Source organism: Streptococcus sp. 2106 (assembly GCF_013277315.1).
Lineage (GTDB): Bacteria > Bacillota > Bacilli > Lactobacillales > Streptococcaceae > Streptococcus > Streptococcus pseudopneumoniae.
Map to the genome: position 1 here is coordinate 23,187 of NZ_VMMS01000049.1, position 19,202 is coordinate 42,388.

Annotated in this window: 17 protein-coding genes and 1 pseudogene; 7 read left to right on the top strand and 11 right to left on the bottom strand. The window is 39.9% G+C overall.

Annotated elements, in window-relative coordinates:
• Positions 1-2 precede the first annotated feature (2 nt).
• The 6 genes from dltB to glpK form a co-directional block, all read right to left on the bottom strand.
• On the bottom strand, positions 3-1,247 hold the full coding sequence (dltB, locus tag HT723_RS06255) for a D-alanyl-lipoteichoic acid biosynthesis protein DltB (RefSeq protein ID WP_138705896.1): 1,245 nt from the start codon (positions 1,245-1,247) through the stop codon (positions 3-5).
• Positions 1,244-2,794, bottom strand: coding sequence for a D-alanine--poly(phosphoribitol) ligase subunit DltA (dltA, locus tag HT723_RS06260; RefSeq protein ID WP_172934857.1), 1,551 nt, complete (start codon positions 2,792-2,794; stop codon positions 1,244-1,246). Before dltA ends, dltB begins: the two co-directional genes overlap by 4 nt.
• Before the next feature lie 20 nt (positions 2,795-2,814).
• Positions 2,815-2,946, bottom strand: coding sequence for a teichoic acid D-Ala incorporation-associated protein DltX (locus tag HT723_RS06265; RefSeq protein WP_000813667.1), 132 nt, complete (start codon positions 2,944-2,946; stop codon positions 2,815-2,817).
• 332 nt (positions 2,947-3,278) lie between these two features.
• Entirely contained in the window at positions 3,279-3,983 is a 705-nt protein-coding gene (locus tag HT723_RS06270) for an MIP/aquaporin family protein (RefSeq protein WP_023941164.1), read from the bottom strand.
• 69 nt (positions 3,984-4,052) lie between these two features.
• A complete protein-coding gene (gene glpO, locus HT723_RS06275; protein ID WP_000395969.1) occupies positions 4,053-5,879 on the bottom strand; it encodes a type 1 glycerol-3-phosphate oxidase in 1,827 nt (608 codons plus the stop codon).
• 41 nt (positions 5,880-5,920) lie between these two features.
• Positions 5,921-7,429, bottom strand: a complete 1,509-nt coding sequence (gene glpK, locus HT723_RS06280; protein ID WP_023939036.1) for a glycerol kinase GlpK — start codon at positions 7,427-7,429, stop codon at positions 5,921-5,923.
• A 317-nt stretch (positions 7,430-7,746) separates the two neighbouring features.
• On the opposite strand from glpK, the gene HT723_RS06285 reads away from it, so the two are divergent.
• The 3 genes from HT723_RS06285 to HT723_RS06295 are packed head-to-tail and all read left to right on the top strand — an operon-like array spanning position 7,747 to position 10,876.
• Positions 7,747-8,586, top strand: coding sequence for an EcoRI family type II restriction endonuclease (locus HT723_RS06285; RefSeq protein ID WP_023934038.1), 840 nt, complete (start codon positions 7,747-7,749; stop codon positions 8,584-8,586).
• Between the two features lie 4 nt (positions 8,587-8,590).
• Entirely contained in the window at positions 8,591-9,577 is a 987-nt protein-coding gene (locus HT723_RS06290; protein WP_023936772.1) for an adenine-specific methyltransferase EcoRI family protein, read from the top strand.
• 9 nt (positions 9,578-9,586) lie between these two features.
• Positions 9,587-10,876, top strand: a complete 1,290-nt coding sequence (locus HT723_RS06295) for a DUF6161 domain-containing protein (RefSeq protein ID WP_023934039.1) — start codon at positions 9,587-9,589, stop codon at positions 10,874-10,876.
• A gap of 133 nt (positions 10,877-11,009) precedes the next feature.
• On the opposite strand, the gene HT723_RS06300 is transcribed toward HT723_RS06295, so the two are convergent.
• The gene (locus HT723_RS06300) at positions 11,010-12,437 is read right to left on the bottom strand and encodes a helix-turn-helix domain-containing protein (protein ID WP_050223156.1); all 1,428 of its coding nucleotides are present in this window, start codon (positions 12,435-12,437) and stop codon (positions 11,010-11,012) included.
• A 164-nt stretch (positions 12,438-12,601) separates the two neighbouring features.
• On the opposite strand from HT723_RS06300, the gene hslO reads away from it, so the two are divergent.
• Positions 12,602-13,474, top strand: a complete 873-nt coding sequence (hslO, locus tag HT723_RS06305) for an Hsp33 family molecular chaperone HslO (protein ID WP_050223154.1) — start codon at positions 12,602-12,604, stop codon at positions 13,472-13,474.
• Positions 13,461-14,441: a tRNA dihydrouridine synthase DusB gene (gene dusB, locus HT723_RS06310; RefSeq protein WP_000183307.1), complete on the top strand. Its 981-nt coding sequence runs from the start codon at positions 13,461-13,463 to the stop codon at positions 14,439-14,441. The genes hslO and dusB overlap by 14 nt, the downstream gene beginning before the upstream one ends.
• Positions 14,442-14,511: 70 nt before the next feature.
• On the opposite strand, the gene HT723_RS06315 is transcribed toward dusB, so the two are convergent.
• Positions 14,512-15,210 carry a hypothetical protein gene (locus HT723_RS06315; RefSeq protein ID WP_050223153.1) on the bottom strand — a complete coding sequence of 233 codons (699 nt, stop codon included), beginning with the start codon at positions 15,208-15,210 and terminating at the stop codon, positions 14,512-14,514.
• A 287-nt stretch (positions 15,211-15,497) separates the two neighbouring features.
• Between HT723_RS06315 and HT723_RS11590 the strand changes: the two are divergent.
• Positions 15,498-15,727, top strand: a pseudogene (locus HT723_RS11590) (hypothetical protein).
• Positions 15,728-15,800: 73 nt separating this feature from the next.
• Here the strand turns inward: HT723_RS11590 and HT723_RS06320 are convergent.
• Genes HT723_RS06320 through HT723_RS06330 form a run of 3 tightly spaced genes read right to left on the bottom strand, consistent with a single transcriptional unit; the run spans position 15,801 to position 18,420 of the window.
• The gene (locus tag HT723_RS06320; RefSeq protein WP_023936782.1) at positions 15,801-16,571 is read right to left on the bottom strand and encodes an NUDIX hydrolase; all 771 of its coding nucleotides are present in this window, start codon (positions 16,569-16,571) and stop codon (positions 15,801-15,803) included.
• Between the two features lies 1 nt (position 16,572).
• Positions 16,573-17,352: a nicotinamide riboside transporter PnuC gene (gene pnuC / locus HT723_RS06325; protein ID WP_172934858.1), complete on the bottom strand. Its 780-nt coding sequence runs from the start codon at positions 17,350-17,352 to the stop codon at positions 16,573-16,575.
• Positions 17,353-17,361: 9 nt separating this feature from the next.
• On the bottom strand, positions 17,362-18,420 hold the full coding sequence (locus tag HT723_RS06330; protein ID WP_000730556.1) for an AAA family ATPase: 1,059 nt from the start codon (positions 18,418-18,420) through the stop codon (positions 17,362-17,364).
• A 382-nt stretch (positions 18,421-18,802) separates the two neighbouring features.
• On the opposite strand from HT723_RS06330, the gene HT723_RS06335 reads away from it, so the two are divergent.
• Positions 18,803-19,202: helix-turn-helix domain-containing protein (locus HT723_RS06335; RefSeq protein ID WP_172934859.1), on the top strand; the 400-nt coding region annotated here is incomplete at its 3' end.

Genomic DNA, 19,202 nt, shown 5'->3' on the forward strand with positions numbered 1-19,202 from the left:
TTTTATTTTTTAAACCATAAATCATTCAAGAATCCAGAAAAGATTAAGAATGACAGCATGACGACATGGAAGGTGCCAACCATGCCAAGCAACTGAATCCAGCGATTCTCAGGTAGAGCAGGCTTCCCTGCTTTTTTCCGTTCCTTATTGAGCGTTTTTTTCTTGCGAATCCAAGCGTCATTGATAACCAGTCCAATCCCATGAAAGAGTCCATAGGCGATATAGTACCAGGTCACACCGTGCCAAAATCCCATAATCAGCATATTTACAATATAGGCCACACTTGAGGTTACATTACGATTTTTAAAGACCTTCTTTCTGGTTAACACCATGACCATTCGCATAAAGACAAAGTCACGGAACCAGAAGGACAGACTCATATGCCAGCGATTCCAAAATTCCTTTAAATCCCTTGATAAAAAAGGTTTGTTAAAGTTGATAGGGCTACGAATTCCCATCAAATTTGAAATGGCTAAAGCAAACATAGAATAACCTGCAAAGTCAAAGAAGAGTTCCAGACCAAATGTATACATAACTGCCAAGGCATAGAGGTTAAAGAAGCCACCTGACTGCAAGGCTAGATTCTTCAAAGGAGGCAACAAGGTTTCTCCTAAAACATGAGCTAGGATAAACTTGTACAAAAAGCCCCACATGATATAGCGAACAGATTCATCCAGCATATCCATCAACTCATCCCGCTCAGGAATGGCCTGATAATTTTCATTAAATCGCTTAAAGCGATCGATTGGACCACTTGAAAAAGTCGGCATGAAGAGAAGGAAACGGAGGAATTCCCAGAGGGTAAAATCCTTAATCACTCCATCTCTCAGCTCGATGATAATCCCAACCGAACGAAAGGTCAGATAAGAAATTCCCAAAAATCCAAGCAAAGACTGCGTTCCATTGATAGCTGGTTGCACCTTGACAAAGATAATCGGAAGTAGGGACAGAAAACTAACTAAGTAGAAGACCCACTTGCCATCCTTGCTTTTTCGATAATGCTTGTAGAAAAGCAGGAGCAATATTTCCCAGCAAAGGTAAATACCCAAGGCAATCAACTGATTGGTCTTCCCACCTACCAACATGGTGACGATAAAGAAGAGGCTAACCAGCACTTCATACCAGGCAAAGCGTTTCTTGAAAAAGAGACCGATAAAGATGGGCAAGGTTGCAGCAATCACATAGACAAAATACTGAGGATTCCCATATGGCTCTAAATGAGGAAGCTGTTGAAAGAACTCCATCATCTCTTATTCACCTCGTTAATCAATCCTTTGATGTCAATCTTTCCATTTGGAGTCAGTGGCAAACTGTCTCGGTAAAGGAATTTAGACGGCATCATGTAGGACATCATGATATCTGTTAAATCTTCCTTGATAGCCTTGGTAATATCAATATCTCGCTCAAACTGCTCACGAACACCGTCTTTCAAGATGACATAAGCCAATAGATTTTGCACCTTGTGGTCTTTATTATAACGTGGCACAGCTACAGCAGACTCGATATAGCGAGACTTGTTGAGGTTTTGAGAGACATCTTCTAACTCAATGCGGTAACCGTTGAACTTAATCTGGAAGTCCATGCGTCCGCCGTAGAGAAGTAAGCCTTCATCTGTCATGGTTCCCACATCGCCTGTGTGATAGGCTGGCAGACCTTCAAACTCAAAGAAGGCTTCTGCTGTTTTTTCAGGATTGTTCATATAGCCTTTTGAAACAGCTGGCCCAGAGACAATGATTTCTCCCTGTTCGCCATTTTGCAATTTATTTCCGTCCTCGTCAATGATAAAGGTTGGAGAATCAGCCTTGGTATAGCCGATTGGTAGACGTTTGAGAGTCGCTAGCATCTCGTCTGTCACAGCAACAGCTGACAAGGCTACTGTCGCTTCTGTTGGGCCGTAGGCATTGATAATACGGGCATGTGGGAAACGCTCACGTAGTTTTTGAGCCGTTTTAACCGTCAATTCTTCACCATCAAAGTAGAAATGCGTGATTCCAGGCATTTTCTCACTATTAAAGTCTTCTGACAACATGGCCATATCCGCAAAAGAAGGCGTTGATGTCCAGATAGCGATTGGCAATGAAAAGATGGTCGCAAAGAGTTGCTTAAAGTCCTGAGTAATAGCTGAAGGAAGAGCGAAAAGCGTACCTCCCAGTGCCAAGGTCGGTGCCCAGTACATGACAGACAGGTCAAAAGAATAAGGTGGCTGAGCCAGCATTTGTGGACGACTTGGCGTCGCAAATTCCTTGTCCGTAATCATCCAATTGGTAAAGCTGAGGAGGTTATCATGGGAAATCTGCACTCCCTTAGGCTTACCAGTTGTACCAGAAGTAAAGATGATGTAGTAATTATCATCGCCCTTGACTGGATGCGTGATCTCATAGCTAGTCCCTTGGGCAAAGGCTTCTTGAACCTGAGCTAGATTCATCATAGGTGTCGAAACCTGCTCCAATGGAAAGTCTGAGATAGCAATAATCAAGCTTGGCTCTGCCACTTCTAAAATAGCCGAAACTCGCTCCAAGGCTGAATGGCTATCAATTGGAATGTAGGCATGTCCTGACTTAGTCAGCGCTACAAAAGTTGCCAACATTTCATACTCTTGACCACCAAAAACGACCACAGGAGACTTCTCAGGCAAGCCTAGTTGGTCAATGGCTGTAGCCAAACTATCCGAATCAGCCTTTAAATCGCCATAAGTATGTTCCTGCCCCAAAACATTGTAAACAGGATAGTTAGGCTGTGTCTGAGCAAAATGCTCAATGGTTTCAATCATATCTGCTATTGGTTTATTTGACACAATAGGGATTCTCCTTCAAGTTAAAATTCATTATAGATAAAGCTTCCTTGACCCTGACCAAGATAGCTAAAGAAGTAAAGCAGCCCTAGAAAGATAAGAAAATACAAGGCTGTCCGACCAAGAAAGAGGTACAATTCTTTTCTCTGTTTCATCAAGAAAAACCATTCATTTCTGTAATTTTTGCTAAATAAGATAGACTCTTACTATAGTATTTTTCTACTATTGTACCACTTTATAGACTAGTTTTTCAATTGTTTACCGTACATTTTCACTAGATTTCAGCTTATTTTAAGGATTATGCGCTTTTTCTATGTATATTTTAAAAGAAAAAAGCCTGAGATACTCATCTCAAGCTCTATCAAAATAATTGTTTTCTAATACTCAATGAAAATCAAAGAGCAAACTAGGAAGCTAGCCGCAAGCTGTACTTGAGTACGGTAAGGCGACGCTGACGTGGTTTGAAGAGATTTTCGAAGAGTATAAACTAGAAAAGTGAGAATACAAGCACGGCCAAGGCTGCACCGATAATAGGTCCCACAACAGGAATCCAAGCGTAAGACCAATCTCCGTCTCCCTTGTTTGAAATTGGCAAGATGCTATGCATGATACGAGGTCCAAGGTCACGTGCAGGGTTCAAGGCATAACCTGTTGTCCCACCTAGTGATAGACCGATACCAACAATCAAAGTTCCCACTGCGAAGGTTCCGATTCCTGCTTGAAGGTCATAAAGACCCAAAGCAAAGATTGTCAAGACCAAAACAAAGGTTCCTAGGATTTCACTGATCAAGTTAGAAACTGTATCCTTGATGGCTGGCCCAGTACTGAAGGTTGCCAGGATATTTCCTGCATTTTCTTCTGCCTCATAATGCGGTTTGAATTGCAACCAAACCAAAATCTGACCGAGCATAGCCCCTGCAAACTGAGCTAGGATGTATGGGAAAACGGAAGCCCAAGGCAGGCCACCTTTCAAGGCCACACCTATAGTCACAGCTGGGTTTAAATGAGCTGGACTAAGTTTTCCAGATACAAATACTGCAACCGCAACTGCAATCCCCCAACCCATAGTAATCACAATCCAACCTGAGCTATTGCTCTTGGTTTTTGGAAGAACCACACCTGCAACAACACCATTTCCTAGAAGAATCAGGATTAAAGTTCCCAAAAATTCTCCAAATAATTCATTCATCATCTTTCTGTCTCCATCAAAAAGAAGGGGCGGGCGACAAGGAGTCCTACCCTCCACCTCTTTTATTTTTTCTTAATTTTTTAATTCTGCTAAATCATTATTAGCAAGAGCTGCTTTTACATCAGCACGGTAAGTTGCTTTTTCTTCTTCTGTCCAGTCATAGAATCGTCCCATTTCATCCAAAACTGGCTCAACGATGCTGTCCAAACTATCACGCATAAAGAGCATATGGTTGGTACGACGAAGAAGGAAGTCAACCGGGCTAAGAGTCAACTCGTTGCGCATTGCATAGTGAAGGGACAAAGTATCTGCCAAACTGAGTCCTGGCGCTTGTTCCAAGCTGTGAGCAAGGGCAAAGACTTTCGGTGCATTTGAACCGTAAAGATTTGCTAGGTAATGGGCTTCCTTGCTATCCAAGCCACGTGAAACTCCAAGTTGCGCAAAGGCTTCGATTTCTGAGTCCACATTTGCTGGATTCAATTCTCCACCTGAAACAGGGTAGGTCTTAGAGTTGATGAGTTTAAAGCTACGGTCAAATTCTGCTTTGAGGATATCAACCACGCGCTCCATAGCTCCTTCAGCCATCTTACGGTAGTCTGTGATTTTACCACCAGCAAGAGTCAAGAGACCATTATCATCACGGTCCAAGCTAGACCCACGAGAAACTGCAGATGGATCCAAATGTTTCTCAGATGTGCTACTTTCAAGCTTGCTGACAGCAGACTCAACATCTTCACGTGTTTTTTCTTTGGAGAGATAAGATTCAACAGTCGCAATCAAGTTGTCAAAGCTTTCATCACTGATGGTACCGTTATTTCCACCATTATAGTCAGAGGCACTGTTCCCTGCAATCAATGGACGAAGACCTGCCCAGCTACTTTCAATGTCAGCAACTGTAATATTCGCTTCTGGGAAGCGGTTGTTGACAATACCAAGTAGGTAATCTACATCTTCTTGAGTTACTTTTGGATGCTCCAAATCACCTGTATAGTCTGTATCAGTTGTACCAAAGTAGGTCTTGTTTTCACGTGGGAGAACAAAGACCATACGGCCATCACCCAAACCTGTGTCAAAGTAAACTGGCTGTGAAACCTTGATCTTGCTTGAATCCACTACCAAGTGAACTCCCTTAGTTGGACGCATTTGTGAGAATTGGGTTCCCTTATTAGACAAATTGCGCACCTTGTCGCTCCAAGGACCTGTTGTGTTAATAACCAGACGGGCCTTGATTTCAAATACTTGGTCTGTCAAGAGATCACGAGCTACAACACCTGTAATCTTGCCACTTTCGTCAAAGAGGAAGCCTTCTGCCTTCACGTGGTTGGCAATGAGGGCACCGTCTTGGTTGGCACGTTTGATGTTTTCAATCACGAGACGCGCATCGTTGTTACGGAAGTCAAGATACACTCCACCTCCTACCAAGCCTTCTTTCTTCAAGTTTGGCTGGCGTTCCAAGACTTGATTCTTACTCAAAACCTTGTTAGCAGCTGGTGTATTGTTGACACCTGCCAAGAGGTCGTACAAGTCCATGGCTACTTTAAGACGGAAGAGGCTAAAGGTCGCTCCATCTTCATCGTAAACTGGTAAGAGCATTGGGTCTGGTTTTGGAATGTGTGGAGCAATTTGTTGTACTACTGCACGTTCTGAAACCGTATCTGATACTACTTCTACGTCGAATTGTTTGAGGTAGCGAAGACCGCCGTGAACCAATTTTGTTGAACGGCTGGATGTTCCTTCTGCGAAGTCCTGCATTTCAATCAAACCGGTCTCAAGACCGCTAGCTGCCGCCTGCAAGGCTACACCAGCCCCTGTGATTCCTCCACCGATAATCAAGAGATCCAGGGTGCGTTCCTGCATTTTTTTAATTGACCATTCACGTGTTTTCTTTGAAAATTCCATATTTACACACCTTCTAAATAAATCGCTTTATTCTGCCAGTATTAGTCGTCTACTTCCGCAAAGACTTGCGTTGCTTTCACAGCCTTCTTCCAGCCCTTGTAGAGTTGTTCCTTGCGCGATTCGTTCATCGATGGTTCAAAGAGTTCTCCTGTCTCGTTCAAAAGTTTCAACTCATCCAAGTTTTTCCAGTAACCTACTGACAAACCTGCTAGGAAGGCTGCTCCTAGAGCTGTTGTTTCCAAGTTTTTAGCGCGTGCAATGTCAATGCCTAAAATATCAGCTTGGAACTGCATGAGGAAGTTATTCATGGCTGCACCTCCATCCACTTTCAATACTTGAATAGCTGTTTGAGCATCCACCTGCATTGTGTCAATAATATCACGTACTTGATAAGCAATTGATTGAAGAGTTGCCTTGATAAAGTCTTCTTTGCTTGTTCCACGAGTCAAACCAAAGACAGAACCGCGAGCATTTTGGTTCCAGTATGGTGCTCCTAGTCCTGTAAAGGCTGGAACGACATAAACTTCATCATCATTGTGAGAATCACGAGCATATTTTTCAGATTCTGGTGAATTTTCAACCATGCGAAGACCATCACGAAGCCACTGAATAGCACTTCCTGCGATGAAGATAGAACCTTCCAAGGCATAATAAACCTTACCGTTGATTCCGTAACCAATGGTTGTCAAGAGGTTGTTTTCAGACAACTGCATTTCTTCACCAGTATTCATGATGATGAAAGATCCTGTTCCATAAGTATTCTTGACCATACCAGGTTCAAAGGCCAACTGTCCAAAGAGGGCTGCTTGTTGGTCACCAGCCATACCTGAGATTGGCACTTCTCCACCATAGAAATGGAATGGCGCTGTTTGACCGTAGATTTCAGAGTTAGAACGAACTTCTGGCAGCATAGCCTTCGGAATGTTGAGAATTTCCAAAATCTCATCATCCCATTTGAGTTCTTTAATGTTATAAAGCATGGTACGAGCTGCATTTGAGTAATCCGTCACGTGAGCCGCACCGTCAGTCAATTTCCAAACCAACCAAGTATCGATAGTACCAAAGAGCAATTCCCCTTTTTCTGCTCGCTCTTGAGCGCCCTCTACATGATCCAAAATCCAACGAACCTTAGTAGCAGAGAAGTAAGCATCGATAATCAAACCAGTCTTTTCATGGAATTTTTCCACATAACCTTGGCTTTTCAGCTGTTCAGCCAGAGGAGCTGTCTGACGTGATTGCCAAACGATAGCATTGTAGATAGGAAGTCCTGTTTTCTTATCCCAAACGACCGTTGTTTCACGTTGGTTGGTAATCCCGATTGCCTCAATCTGACTTGGTTTCACACCACTTTCGATGAAAGCTCCAGCAATAACAGACTGGACGGAATTCCAAATTTCATTGGCATTGTGCTCTACCCAACCTGCCTGAGGGAAAATCTGCGTAAATTCCTTTTGACTCGAGCTAACCTTTTCCCCTTTTTTGTTGAAAATGATGGCACGAGAACTTGTAGTTCCCTGATCAATGGCCATGATGTATTTTTCTTGTGACATGTGCTGTCCTCCTGATAAAGATCTTGAGGTGTTTCCTCTTTACACTTACTAGTATACAAAATAAAGCGCTTTCTTGTTTATCAACTTTTTTTAATTTTTAAAAAAATGTGAGGAGATTGTGTGAATTTCACAAAAAAGGCCTCAAAAGTTAGATTTAATAACCTATTTTAATGAAGAAGTAGCTAATAAGAGTATTTTTGCTAAGATTTACGATATGAAAAGTTTACATAATGCAATTATTTAATACCCATTCATAGTGTGATATAATATTGTTAATAACTAAAAACACCTCAAAATATAAAAAAGGGGAGAATTTTATGGCTAAAAAGAATCAATCTAATCGTCTAACTAACCAACATAAAGATTCAAGAGGAGTAGTAGGTATATTCGGAGAAGATGCAAAATCTCATGATATTGCCGTAGGCACTATCTCTCATCTAGTAAAATCGAAACTAGAGGAATTATATCCGATGTTAGAGTTTAGATTTAGAAAATCAGTTAGTAAAAAGGAGATTAATCATTATCTTAGTAAGCTGGATAAAGATTTAGGAAAAACTTTATTTACACAGAATGCAAGTATTATTCCTGACGGCGGTATCATTGAGGTAAAAGATGATTCAGGCAGTTGGCGTGTAGTTCTAGTAACAGAAGCTAAACATCAAGGAAAAGATATTGAAAATATTAAATCAGGTAAACTAGTAGGAAAAAACAACGACCAAGATTTAATGGCTGCCGGAAATGCTATTGAACGCTCACATAAAAATATTGCTGAAATAGCAAATTTTATGCTATCCGAGGAACACTTCCCTTATATTATTTTTCTAGAAGGTTCTAATTTTTTAACGCAAACTATCTCTGTAATACGGCCAGACGGACGATCTGTTATACTTGAACATGACTCAGGAATACTAAACCGCTTAGACAGACTAACTGCTGCCAATTACGGCATGCCAATCAATACTAATTTGTGCAAAAATAAATTTATAAAAAATAAAGACAAATCAATAATGCTTCAAGCAACCTCTATCTATACAACTGGTGATGGAAGTCACTGGAATCCTCAGGAAATGTTTAATATAATGTTAGATGTTGCTAAGACGTCTCTTAAAGTTTTGGGAAGCGATATTTTTAACCAATTAACAAGGAGTATGGAATAAGATAATGAGAAAAAACGAAAATGATTTTTTAAGAAAGGCAAAAAAAAATAAAAATGATGAGTTCTATACTCAACTACAAGATATAGATAGGGAGTTACATCATTACAAGGTACATTTCAAAAACAAAATTATATTTTGCAATTGTGATGACCCCAGAACTAGCAATTTTTATAGATATTTTGCTCAAAATTTTAATGAACTTGGTTTGAAAAAGCTGATTGCATCCTGTTATATCGAACAACAATTTGATTTATTTAGCTTAAATTCAGAAATTTCAAATGGCTTTTACTATGAATACACTGGGAAAAAAGAAGAGGTCATTATTCCCAGTCTAAATGACGTGACATTTTTTAAAGGTGACGGTGATTTCCGCAGTGAGGAAAGTATGAAACTATTAAAAGAAGCAGATATAGTGGTAACAAATCCACCATTTTCACTTTTCAGAGACTTCCTTGCACAAGTTGTTCAATATGATAAACAATTTTTAATCATTGGCAATATTAATGCTATTACTTACAAAGAAACTTTTAAACTCATAGAAAACAATAAAGTTTGGATGGGGATAAATATGGGACGTGGTATTTCTGGATTTATCGTTCCAGACCACTATGAACTCTATGGGACAGAAACCACTATAAATGAACGTGGTGAAAGAATTGTTTCCCCTAATAACTGTTTATGGCTAACAAATTTAGATAATTTCAAAAGGCACGAGGACATTATTCTTACCAAAAAGTATAAAAATAATGAAGACCAATATTTAACCTACGATAATTACAACGGTATCAATATCAATAAAACAGTAGATATTCCTTATGATTATCGAGGAGTTATGGGAGTTCCAATAACTTTTCTTCATAAGTTTAATCCAAATCAATTTGAAATTGTTGGATTCCGAAAAGGAGATGACGGAAAAGATTTATCAATAAATGGTAAGAGCACTTATTTTAGGATATTAATTAAAAATAAGAAGTTTCAAACGACTAAATAGGCTGGTAGTATGATGAGTTTTACGAGCAAACAAATATCTAATTTTTTGGATGATAAAATTTTATTTCGATTTACAATTAACAGTAACAATACTATAAACTTCAACGAACGTGAAGCGATGTTTACTTTTGATCAAATTGAAAAAGTAATAAAAACTAATTTTGACTATTGGAAGATTGTTTCAGAAAAAGCACCATCTAATTATTATTCAAATTGGCAAATCATGAATAATAAGATAAATGGCATAAGGAAATTTCTTTCTGAGATTGACGACTTAAATACGGATACTATAAATAACTATCTTTATTATAACTTGTCAAGTAGTCGTGAAACTACTGAGCAAGGGAAGCTTGTTTACATACTATCAATTGATTCACCTATTGATAAAGATTTAGAAATTCGAAAAATAAAGAGTTTTGTTTCATTCTATATAGAGCAAACAACAGACAATCTTACAGAAGCGATAAGAAGTTACATCTATCTCTCTAAGAATATAAGTTCTATAGGCAATTATTTTTCAAGCTCTTATCCATACCAATTCTATCCGGCTCTGTATTTACTTAGAAAACAGTTCTCTAATATTAGGGAAAATATATTCGACTTTGAAAAAAATATTATATATCCATTAACCAGTAAGTTACAAGAAATTTCTGATAATTCTAATGAACAATATAAAGAAATTACCTCTTTTATCGAAAACAGATACAATGATATTCAACAACAATTTGATGATAAGGCCATAGAATTAAAAGAGTTTCAAAGCTCAATAAATCGTTGGCAAAAGGAAAAGAAAGATAAACTTGAACATTTAGAGGAGACTTATAAGAATAAACTATCATTGGAGGCACCCGAACAACTCTGGAATAAACGTGCTACAGAATATATAAAGCAGGCTAGAAATTGGACTATCATCCTTATTGTAACTGTACTAGCTTTAATTTTTACTTCGACAAAATTAATTACAGTTATACATAATTATTCTTTAGATATCATCAAAGAAATTCCTTTTCTTTCAGAATCATTCGTATTTATTTCTGTTATTTCTTTCTTTATCTATATAATTAGAATACTGGTAAAAATCGTAATGTCAAATCATCATTTAGCCACCGAATACAAACAGAAAGCAGCTTTAACTAGATTTTATCAATCTTTGACTTATGCTGGTACAAATATTGATAAAGAGGAAAGACTAATCATTATTAATTCATTATTTAGTAGAATTGATACAGGTCTTATTAAAGTAGATAACACAAATGATAACGAGGTAATTCTAGCAATTTTGTCTAAGAATATAAAATAAAAGGCTGAGCAAAAAGAATTTAAAGTCAAACAAACGCATATTGTCAAGTGTTGAAAAGACTCGATAATATGCGTTTTATTGCAGAAAATTTTACTTCTTTTTCTCCTAAAATTGAGTTTTTTTGCCATCTTCTTTAACTAAACAATAACTGGCGAATCGCTACCAAATCTTCCATATCCAAGTCGTTTTTTAAATAATAAACTGGTGTCTGCTCCTTCTTATAAATAGGGTTATTGGTAACCAGCAAATCATAATGCCGAGTTCGGTCATAGGCTTCAATGGTAATAAAACGATTGTATTCCAAATACCGTTTCAAAATGGCTGCCATCCTTGAAAAGACAAGAAAACCAGATGTCAAATCCAGACCAATCCGCATATGCTGGCCACCATTTTCAGCCATATATTCGATTAACTGCAGCCATTCCCAGAGAATTTTCTTATCTAAGTCTGTCCCCTGCTGAAAGGCAGGTAGAGCATGAAAAATCTCCTCTGCTGTCTCTTTAAAATCATGTTCCATCAGTAAATATGGATGACGATTCTCTAACTGATACTTGTAGCGATCCTGTAAAATATAACCCTTATAGAGATAGACTTGAGCACAAAGCTGGCTAAGTTCATAGGTGACATGGTCCTCTGTGTAGTCCCCCAGCAGCTCCTCCTTCTTCATTTCTTGAATCAATTGTGTCAGCAAATCTACCAACTGCCCTCCAAAACCAAGGATATACTCCATAGTATGAAGAGGAAGGATGCGATGAGATAGGAGGAAAGAGAAGAAAATCATCATCTCACCATCTTCAGTCCCTAGAGGAAGGTGTTGCCCAGCAAAAAAGGACGGAGTCTTTCGATGCAAACGAAGGTAGAAAATATTGTCAAAATACCCTCGCATTTTTTCTTCTATCACTTGAAACTGACAGGCATTGACCCGAAGACGTTGTTGACTGATGTGAGCCCAGAGAACCAAGTCCAATTTCTGCCCCGAAGACAAACTTGCACCGCAGATTTCTTCTAGTGTAGCAATTTCCTGTTTTCTCTCTGATTTCTGCATGTGACCTTCCCATTCCTGACTAGACCAGACCTTGCGAAAAAGACAGAAATAGAAATAGCGAATCTGATGCTCTGGACCTCGCCAACGTCCATTCTGGATGGATAAATCAAATTCTGACAAAATCTGATTTAAACCAGCCAAGTGGCGACCAAGCGTAGCCTCACTAATCATCAATTCTTGAGCCAGCTGATGGGCCAAAAACTGTTGGTGGTAGAGAAGATAAACCAAAATCTGGTATTTAACAGCATTCTCCAAAAACAAGCTCCGAATATCTCTCCCCTTGGTAGCTTCACCGATCGACAGGCGCAGATTTTCATTTTCTAAGTGAATAGTCAGCTCTAAACCACTATCCAAAGCCTTGTCATTGAGCAGGGTGACATATTTGGTTAGGGTTGCTTTTGAAAATCCTGTCTCCTCTATTACAGCCTTGACAGTCGTCTGAGACTCTTGTAATAGAAAGGAAAGGATTGAAAATTGACCACACTCGGCCTTCTCCATCAAATCTCCTAAATACATTTGTTACCCCTTTCATTTTCTACCTTAAGCATAGCATAAATCTTACAAATGCTGAAATAATCTGTTTCTCTTTTTATTTACCTGCTGATTTCCTAGTCCATTATCCTGAAAATCAGCAAACACACGGCTCCCCCTTTGGGCATTTTTATGCTAAAATAGTAGCTATGGATAAAATTATTAAAACTATATCAGAAAGCGGAGCCTTTCGTGCTTTTGTCCTTGATAGCACAGAAACCGTCCGCACTGCTCAAGAAAAACATCAAACCCAAGCCAGCTCAACTGTAGCGCTTGGTCGAACTCTTATCGCTAGCCAGATTCTCGCAGCCAATGAAAAAGGAAATACCAAACTTACAGTTAAGGTGCTGGGTTCTAGCTCCCTAGGTGCTATCATCACGGTCGCTGATACCAAGGGGAATGTCAAAGGTTACGTTCAAAATCCCGGTGTCGACATCAAAAAGACTGCAACTGGTGAAGTTCTAGTCGGACCTTTTGTTGGAAATGGTCAATTTCTCGTTATCACAGACTACGGCATTGGAAATCCTTATACTTCCTTGACCCCACTCATCTCTGGAGAGATTGGGGAAGACCTGGCTTTCTACCTAACAGAAAGCCAACAGACACCTTCAGCAGTCGGCCTCAATGTCCTTTTGGACGAGGAAGACAAGGTCAAGGTTGCAGGTGGTTTCCTAGTCCAAGTCTTGCCAGGAGCCAAGGAAGAAGAGATTGCTCGCTTTGAAAAACGCATCCAAGAAATGCCAGCTATCTCTACTCTTCTCGAAAGCGACGACCATATCGAAGCCCTCCTCAAGGCTATCTACGGTGACGAGGCCTACAAGCGTCTTTCTGAAGAAGAAATCCGTTTCCAATGTGACTGTAGCCATGAGCGCTTTATGAACGCTCTTGCAAGCCTTCCAAGCTCAGACTTGCAGGAAATGAAAGAGGAAGACCACGGGGCAGAAATCACTTGTCAATTCTGCCAGACAACTTACAACTTTGATGAAAACGACCTGGAGGAACTCATTCGTGACAAATCTTAATACACCTTTTATGATTGGCAATGTTGAGATTCCCAATCGTACCGTTTTAGCACCTATGGCTGGTGTCACCAACTCAGCCTTTCGTACCATCGCAAAAGAGCTCGGAGCTGGACTCGTTGTCATGGAAATGGTCTCTGACAAGGGAATCCAATACAACAACGAAAAAACCCTGCACATGCTTCATATCGATGAAGGCGAAAACCCTGTCTCTATCCAACTTTTTGGTAGCGATGAAGACAGCCTCGCACGCGCAGCAGAATTCATCCAAGAAAACACTAAGACCGATATCGTCGATATCAACATGGGCTGTCCAGTTAATAAAATCGTGAAGAACGAAGCTGGCGCTATGTGGCTCAAGGATCCAGATAAGATTTACTCTATCATCAACAAGGTCCAATCTGTCCTTGATATTCCACTTACTGTCAAGATGCGTACCGGCTGGGCTGACCCGTCTCTTGCAGTAGAAAATGCCCTCGCTGCTGAAGCAGCAGGTGTTTCTGCCCTCGCCATGCATGGCCGTACCCGTGAGCAAATGTATACAGGTCACGCAGACCTTGAGACCCTGCACAAGGTTGCCCAAGCTCTGACCAAGATTCCATTCATCGCCAACGGTGACATCCGTACAGTTCAAGAAGCCAAACAACGCATTGAAGAAGTCGGTGCTGATGCAGTCATGATTGGCCGCGCTGCCATAGGAAATCCCTACCTCTTCAACCAAATCAACCATTACTTTGAAACAGGAGAAATCCTACCTGATTTGACCTTTGAAGATAAGATGAAAATCGCCTACGAACACTTGAAACGATTGATTAACCTCAAAGGAGAAAACGTCGCAGTTCGTGAATTCCGTGGCCTCGCTCCTCACTATCTCCGTGGAACATCTGGCGCTGCCAAACTCCGTGGAGCCATTTCGCAAGCTAGCACCCTAGCAGAGATTGAAGCCCTCTTGCAATTGGATAAGGCTTAATAGACCAAAACCCGTAACTCTCTTAAAGGTTACGGGTTTTTGACTGTAAAAATTCAAATACTGCGAGTTATTATTGACTCAAAGCAACACTGGAAACCTTGCCATCCGCTCCTGTTGTAATTTGGATGACTTTTCCTCCACCAATTTTGGCATTATACTTACCATCATCAAGAGTATAAGAATAGCCTTTGATAGAGTAATTTTCTTTCTTTCCATCAGAAGATTCTACTGTGAATTGACCTCCTGATGAAACTGTAATGGTTTCACCATTGGCTCCCTTCCAATTGCCCGCTGCAGCTGAAAAATCACCATCTACCATGGTTAAAACACCCTTGTAGCGTTTATTTTGCTCTGCTTGTTTGTCTTGAAGTTTGCGATCAGTTGTAGGATCATAGCTTGATTGGTTAGATTGAGCTTGAGGAGCTTGTTGAGTTGAAGGAGCCTGAGCAGGAGTTTGTTGACTAGCTACCTGTTGATTAGTCACTTCTTGACCTTGTCTTTGTTCTGGTGCAGATATCGCTTGTGATGGTGTTGCACTTGCTGAAGACTGATCAGTAGACGACTTGGCCTTTTCAGATGAAGCTGAAGTTGAGGACTTCTGAGTCTTGCTTTCTTTGCTAGAAGAGGCTGCTTTAGAGCTTGATGACTGGCTTATCTTAGCAGAACTGCTTGCTTGAGTTGTTTCCTTTTTATTTCCACAAGCTCCCAGTAGCAAGGTAGAAGCCAATACAGTTGCTACCATCAATTTGATATAGGTTTTCTTTTTCATTTTTCTACTCCTTTGTAATATTTTAGAAATATAAAGAAATCTTTTTGTAATGGAATTGTAACATTTAGATTTAAATATGTCAATAATTTGTTTAAACTATTTTAAAAATCTCACATAATTTAAACACCTTTACTCCTCCTACTCTTCTATTCGTAATCTAATAGAAAAAACAGAGAAAAATTCCTATTTTGTTTAAAATTTTTTAAATCGCTCTTATTTAATCGCTTACATATTTAGCTGCAAAGGAATATAATAACAGTGAAATAGAATATAGGAAGTGCACTCTTATACTAAATAAGTATTTCAAGTATCTTCCTTGGTTGATTTTGGGAGCAATTGGTTCCTATAAATCCGCAACTCACTATGGCAAAACTTCGTTTGATATCTTCTATCTGACCACAGTCTTTATGATTTTCTATATAGCTTTGTTATTCCTACACGAAAAATATCTCAAGTATCGATACAAAGACTTTTTACTCACATGTTGAGCAATTCTAAGAAAGATAACTATCCCTAAAAACAGTCGCAACAGCAAAGCAAACTAATAAAGGCAAACAAAGAGGTCAGGAACTTTATCCCGACCTCGTTTTTTATTTCAATCGATAGGTTTTTCTTGGTTTCTTTTTAGGCACTCGTTTGAGTCCAACTTCTTCTACATATTCTCCGTATTTTACGAGAAAGTTATTGCTGACGATTGGACGACCGGGGTTGATGAGATTGACCAGTTCAGTCCCTTCGTAGACAGTGAACTCCTCCTCCAGCAGATAAAGGAAGGTCGGATTCCAGTCGAGACGGCCTTGGATTCGTTTGATAGACTCTTGAATAATGGCATAATGGTCAAAAGCGAAGGCTTGTTCCTCCAACTCCACTCCCTCTAGGTAGCATTTGCCTGTCTGAAAATCGACATCTACAAAAACAACATCCTTGGCATCGTCTCCTGCTTGAACAAGTTCTAATACACGACTAGGCAAATAAACCAAGTGGGCAATGGTCACTGTCCAGCCCCGTGGGTCACGGCCGGGGGTCGATACGGTCATCAATTGCTCGATTTTTTCCAAAGGAAGATCGAGATTGACTTCTTCTCTCACCTCACGCTGACAGGCATGCGCAGCATCTTCGCCCTTGTCCATAAATCCTCCAACCAGAGCCAAACAATTTTGATAAGGGTGAGCCTTGCGGCGAATTAATAAGAGCTTGATTTTTCCTTCAACAAAGCAGTAGGCTACCATATCCACCGTCACACTTGGTTTTTCGTATTGAGGGAGTTCCTGCTTGTAGTACCAATCTAAAAACTCCTCCTGACTTGCATGAATTTCAAAATATTCTTTTTCCATCCCTGCTGGAATCATCGTGTCCGTCATTTTATGCCTCCTTACGAACTGCCTTGGTCCATTGGTACCAACCTACTAGACTATTGAGAGTGTAAACCCAGTACATCCCTTGGATGTGGATATTTTCACCCCACCAGAGATAAATACTAAAGAGATTGGTTGCAATCCAGAAAATCCATTGCTCACGATAGAGACGGATCATCAAGAGCTGACCGACACCATTGGTCGCATCGGTAACACTATCACGGAAAGGGCGAGCACTATGGATACTTTGATAAGCCAAGCCCATACCAATCCAAATGATAGCAGTCAAGGCCAAGTACTTGAGCCAATCAAAAATAGATAATTTCTTAGCTTCAAAATGCGATTCTTCTGCTTTTCCTTGGTCATTAATACGGTTGGACAGCCAAGCATAGAGGCCAATCGGCTGCATGACAAAGAAGTAAACGGTCGTCAAGACTTCGCCATAAAAAGTCCCATCCATGGCCAAAATCAAATAGATAGCAGAGTTAATAGCCCCAAAGAGATAATTGCTTGCACGACCTTCTGCTACCAAGATAACACAGACAATCCCAGTCCAAGATGCAAACAAGCTTAACCAATCATGACTATCTATATTTTGAGTGAATTCCAAGATAAAGGGAACACTTGACAAGGCGATGAGATACAACCACTGGAAGAGGCTACGACCGACAAAGAGATCTTTCCAGAGCAAGTGCATGATTCCTGCAAAACCGATTTTGCGAGCTTCTGCATGAACATTTTTAAAGTTTTCGATAAATTGTGTGATTTTTTCAGTTAGTTTTTTCATATGTTTCTCCTAATCTGCTTGGTAAATGGTATCAATAGCCACTTTTGCTGCTTCATAATTTCCTAGATAATCCTCAGCTAGATAAACTAGTGGAATGTTTGCTAAGTAGCGCTCCTTCATCTGGTCCAAATGCTGGGAAAAACTATGACGAATATGGTCTTCTGCCATAGTCATATCTCTAAATCCGTCATTGACATAGGAGCCAATAGGTTGCACAAAGAAAATCAAGTCCCATTTTTCCTTAGCCAAGATCGAGGCAAAGAGATTATCAAAAGTCTCTCCCGATAAGTCCCCTTGATCCTCTGACTCCATGTAATAATCATAGTAGCCCTTGGTTACTAAGGAGTTGGTGTCTGCTATCACCAGTCCCCTATTGGCATTACTGTCAATTAACTTAGAGGTCTGGTCATACTGCCACAACAGGAGATAATAGTAATCCTTTGGAGTCAATTCATCGTCGCGGACATTGTTTTTGATCTGGTACTCACGTGCATATTCCAAGCTGACTGGTGCATCGTAATACCTAGCCAAATCCTTTGCCAGAGTGGTCTTCCCATTGCTAGCACTTCCCATAATCAACACTTTCTTTGTAAACTGACGTCGGAAGGGTTGAGCAATATATTTCCAATATTTGCTTGGGTTTTCTCGAATCATAGTCTCTGAGATACCAAACTTTCTTTCTTGCAAGACAGTCTCAAAGCCACGATTTGATAATTCTTGCTGATAGTCTGCTTCTCCCACAAAGAAGATCAGTTCTTGTTGGGTTTCATCATAAGAAATCTCCGCTAACATTTTGTCCAACCACTCCTGCCAACCCATAGGGTAACGGGGAAGATTGGTCTCATCTAACTTACAAACCGAGGTCAACTCGTCATCACCAAAGGCCTCTCGGATATATCGAAATCTTTTTTGAAGCGTTAAACCTACCTGCTCCCCTCTATCTCCCTCATAGCCTGAAACGACAACCCAGACCTGGTCACACTGCCGCTTGGCTCGCTGGATCAGATCGATATGACCCTGATGAAGCGGAGCAAATGTCCCAAATATCACTGCTGTTTTCTTTTTCATAAACGCATTGCCTTTTTATAGTTTTTGATATTTTTATTATCTATGTTTTTATTATAAACTATATTTTTGTTTTGTCAATAGTTTTTATCATTTTTATAAAAACATTGCGAAAAAGAGAACCAAGTGAAAGTTCTATAATGAAGTTAGCCACCCAGCCCTCCTAAAAATTAGATGGTTCAACTAGCTGATAGCTAGCCCTCGATTTCATTTGATAAGAGGCTTGATGCTGTTAGGCTGACAAGCCAAGGCTAAGATTAGCCTTGGTTTAGCTGACAAAACTGCTTCAAGGGTTCCTCTTGTCAAATGAAAGCTCTTCTAGGCATAAGAAAACACCTCTGTGTTATACTTGTTGTTCAATCACAAACACAAGAAAGGCACAGAGATGAAAAACCATTATACTACAAAAGCCAAACATTTGACAATCGATAGCCGTCGTTTAATCGAACGATGGAAAAAGGAAGGGAAATCAAATAGAGAAATCGCCTCTTTACTTGGAAAAGCTCCTCAAACCATTCACAATGAAATCAAGCGTGGGACAGTCCGACAATGTCTTGGAAAAGGACGCTTTAAAGAGGTTTATTCTGCCGACTATGCTCAACAGTCTTATGAAAATAATCGCAAGCGCTCGGTCAAGAAATCAAGATTGAACAAGGAGCTGAAGGAAAAGATTCTCCACTATCATAACCAAAAATTTTCGCCTGAAATGATGGTCAAGGCTAAGGGCGTTAACGTGGGAATTTCTACCATCTACTACTGGATCCATCATGGAAAATTAGGATTGT

Bases quoted from the DNA above. Each gene is read 5' to 3' on its own strand.
- HT723_RS06330 (WP_000730556.1), bottom strand. From the start codon at position 18,420: ATGAAAAAGAAAACAGCAGTGATATTTGGGACATTTGCTCCGCTTCAT.
- HT723_RS06315 (WP_050223153.1), bottom strand. From the start codon at position 15,210: ATGAAAAAGAAAACCTATATCAAATTGATGGTAGCAACTGTATTGGCT.
- glpO (WP_000395969.1), bottom strand. From the start codon at position 5,879: ATGGAATTTTCAAAGAAAACACGTGAATGGTCAATTAAAAAAATGCAG.
- HT723_RS06295 (WP_023934039.1), top strand. From the start codon at position 9,587: ATGATGAGTTTTACGAGCAAACAAATATCTAATTTTTTGGATGATAAA.
- HT723_RS06285 (WP_023934038.1), top strand. From the start codon at position 7,747: ATGGCTAAAAAGAATCAATCTAATCGTCTAACTAACCAACATAAAGAT.
- dltB (WP_138705896.1), bottom strand. From the start codon at position 1,247: ATGATGGAGTTCTTTCAACAGCTTCCTCATTTAGAGCCATATGGGAAT.
- glpK (WP_023939036.1), bottom strand. From the start codon at position 7,429: ATGTCACAAGAAAAATACATCATGGCCATTGATCAGGGAACTACAAGT.
- HT723_RS06300 (WP_050223156.1), bottom strand. From the start codon at position 12,437: ATGTATTTAGGAGATTTGATGGAGAAGGCCGAGTGTGGTCAATTTTCA.
- HT723_RS06270 (WP_023941164.1), bottom strand. From the start codon at position 3,983: ATGATGAATGAATTATTTGGAGAATTTTTGGGAACTTTAATCCTGATT.
- HT723_RS06290 (WP_023936772.1), top strand. From the start codon at position 8,591: ATGAGAAAAAACGAAAATGATTTTTTAAGAAAGGCAAAAAAAAATAAA.
- hslO (WP_050223154.1), top strand. From the start codon at position 12,602: ATGGATAAAATTATTAAAACTATATCAGAAAGCGGAGCCTTTCGTGCT.
- HT723_RS06265 (WP_000813667.1), bottom strand. From the start codon at position 2,946: ATGAAACAGAGAAAAGAATTGTACCTCTTTCTTGGTCGGACAGCCTTG.
- pnuC (WP_172934858.1), bottom strand. From the start codon at position 17,352: ATGAAAAAACTAACTGAAAAAATCACACAATTTATCGAAAACTTTAAA.
- HT723_RS06320 (WP_023936782.1), bottom strand. From the start codon at position 16,571: ATGACGGACACGATGATTCCAGCAGGGATGGAAAAAGAATATTTTGAA.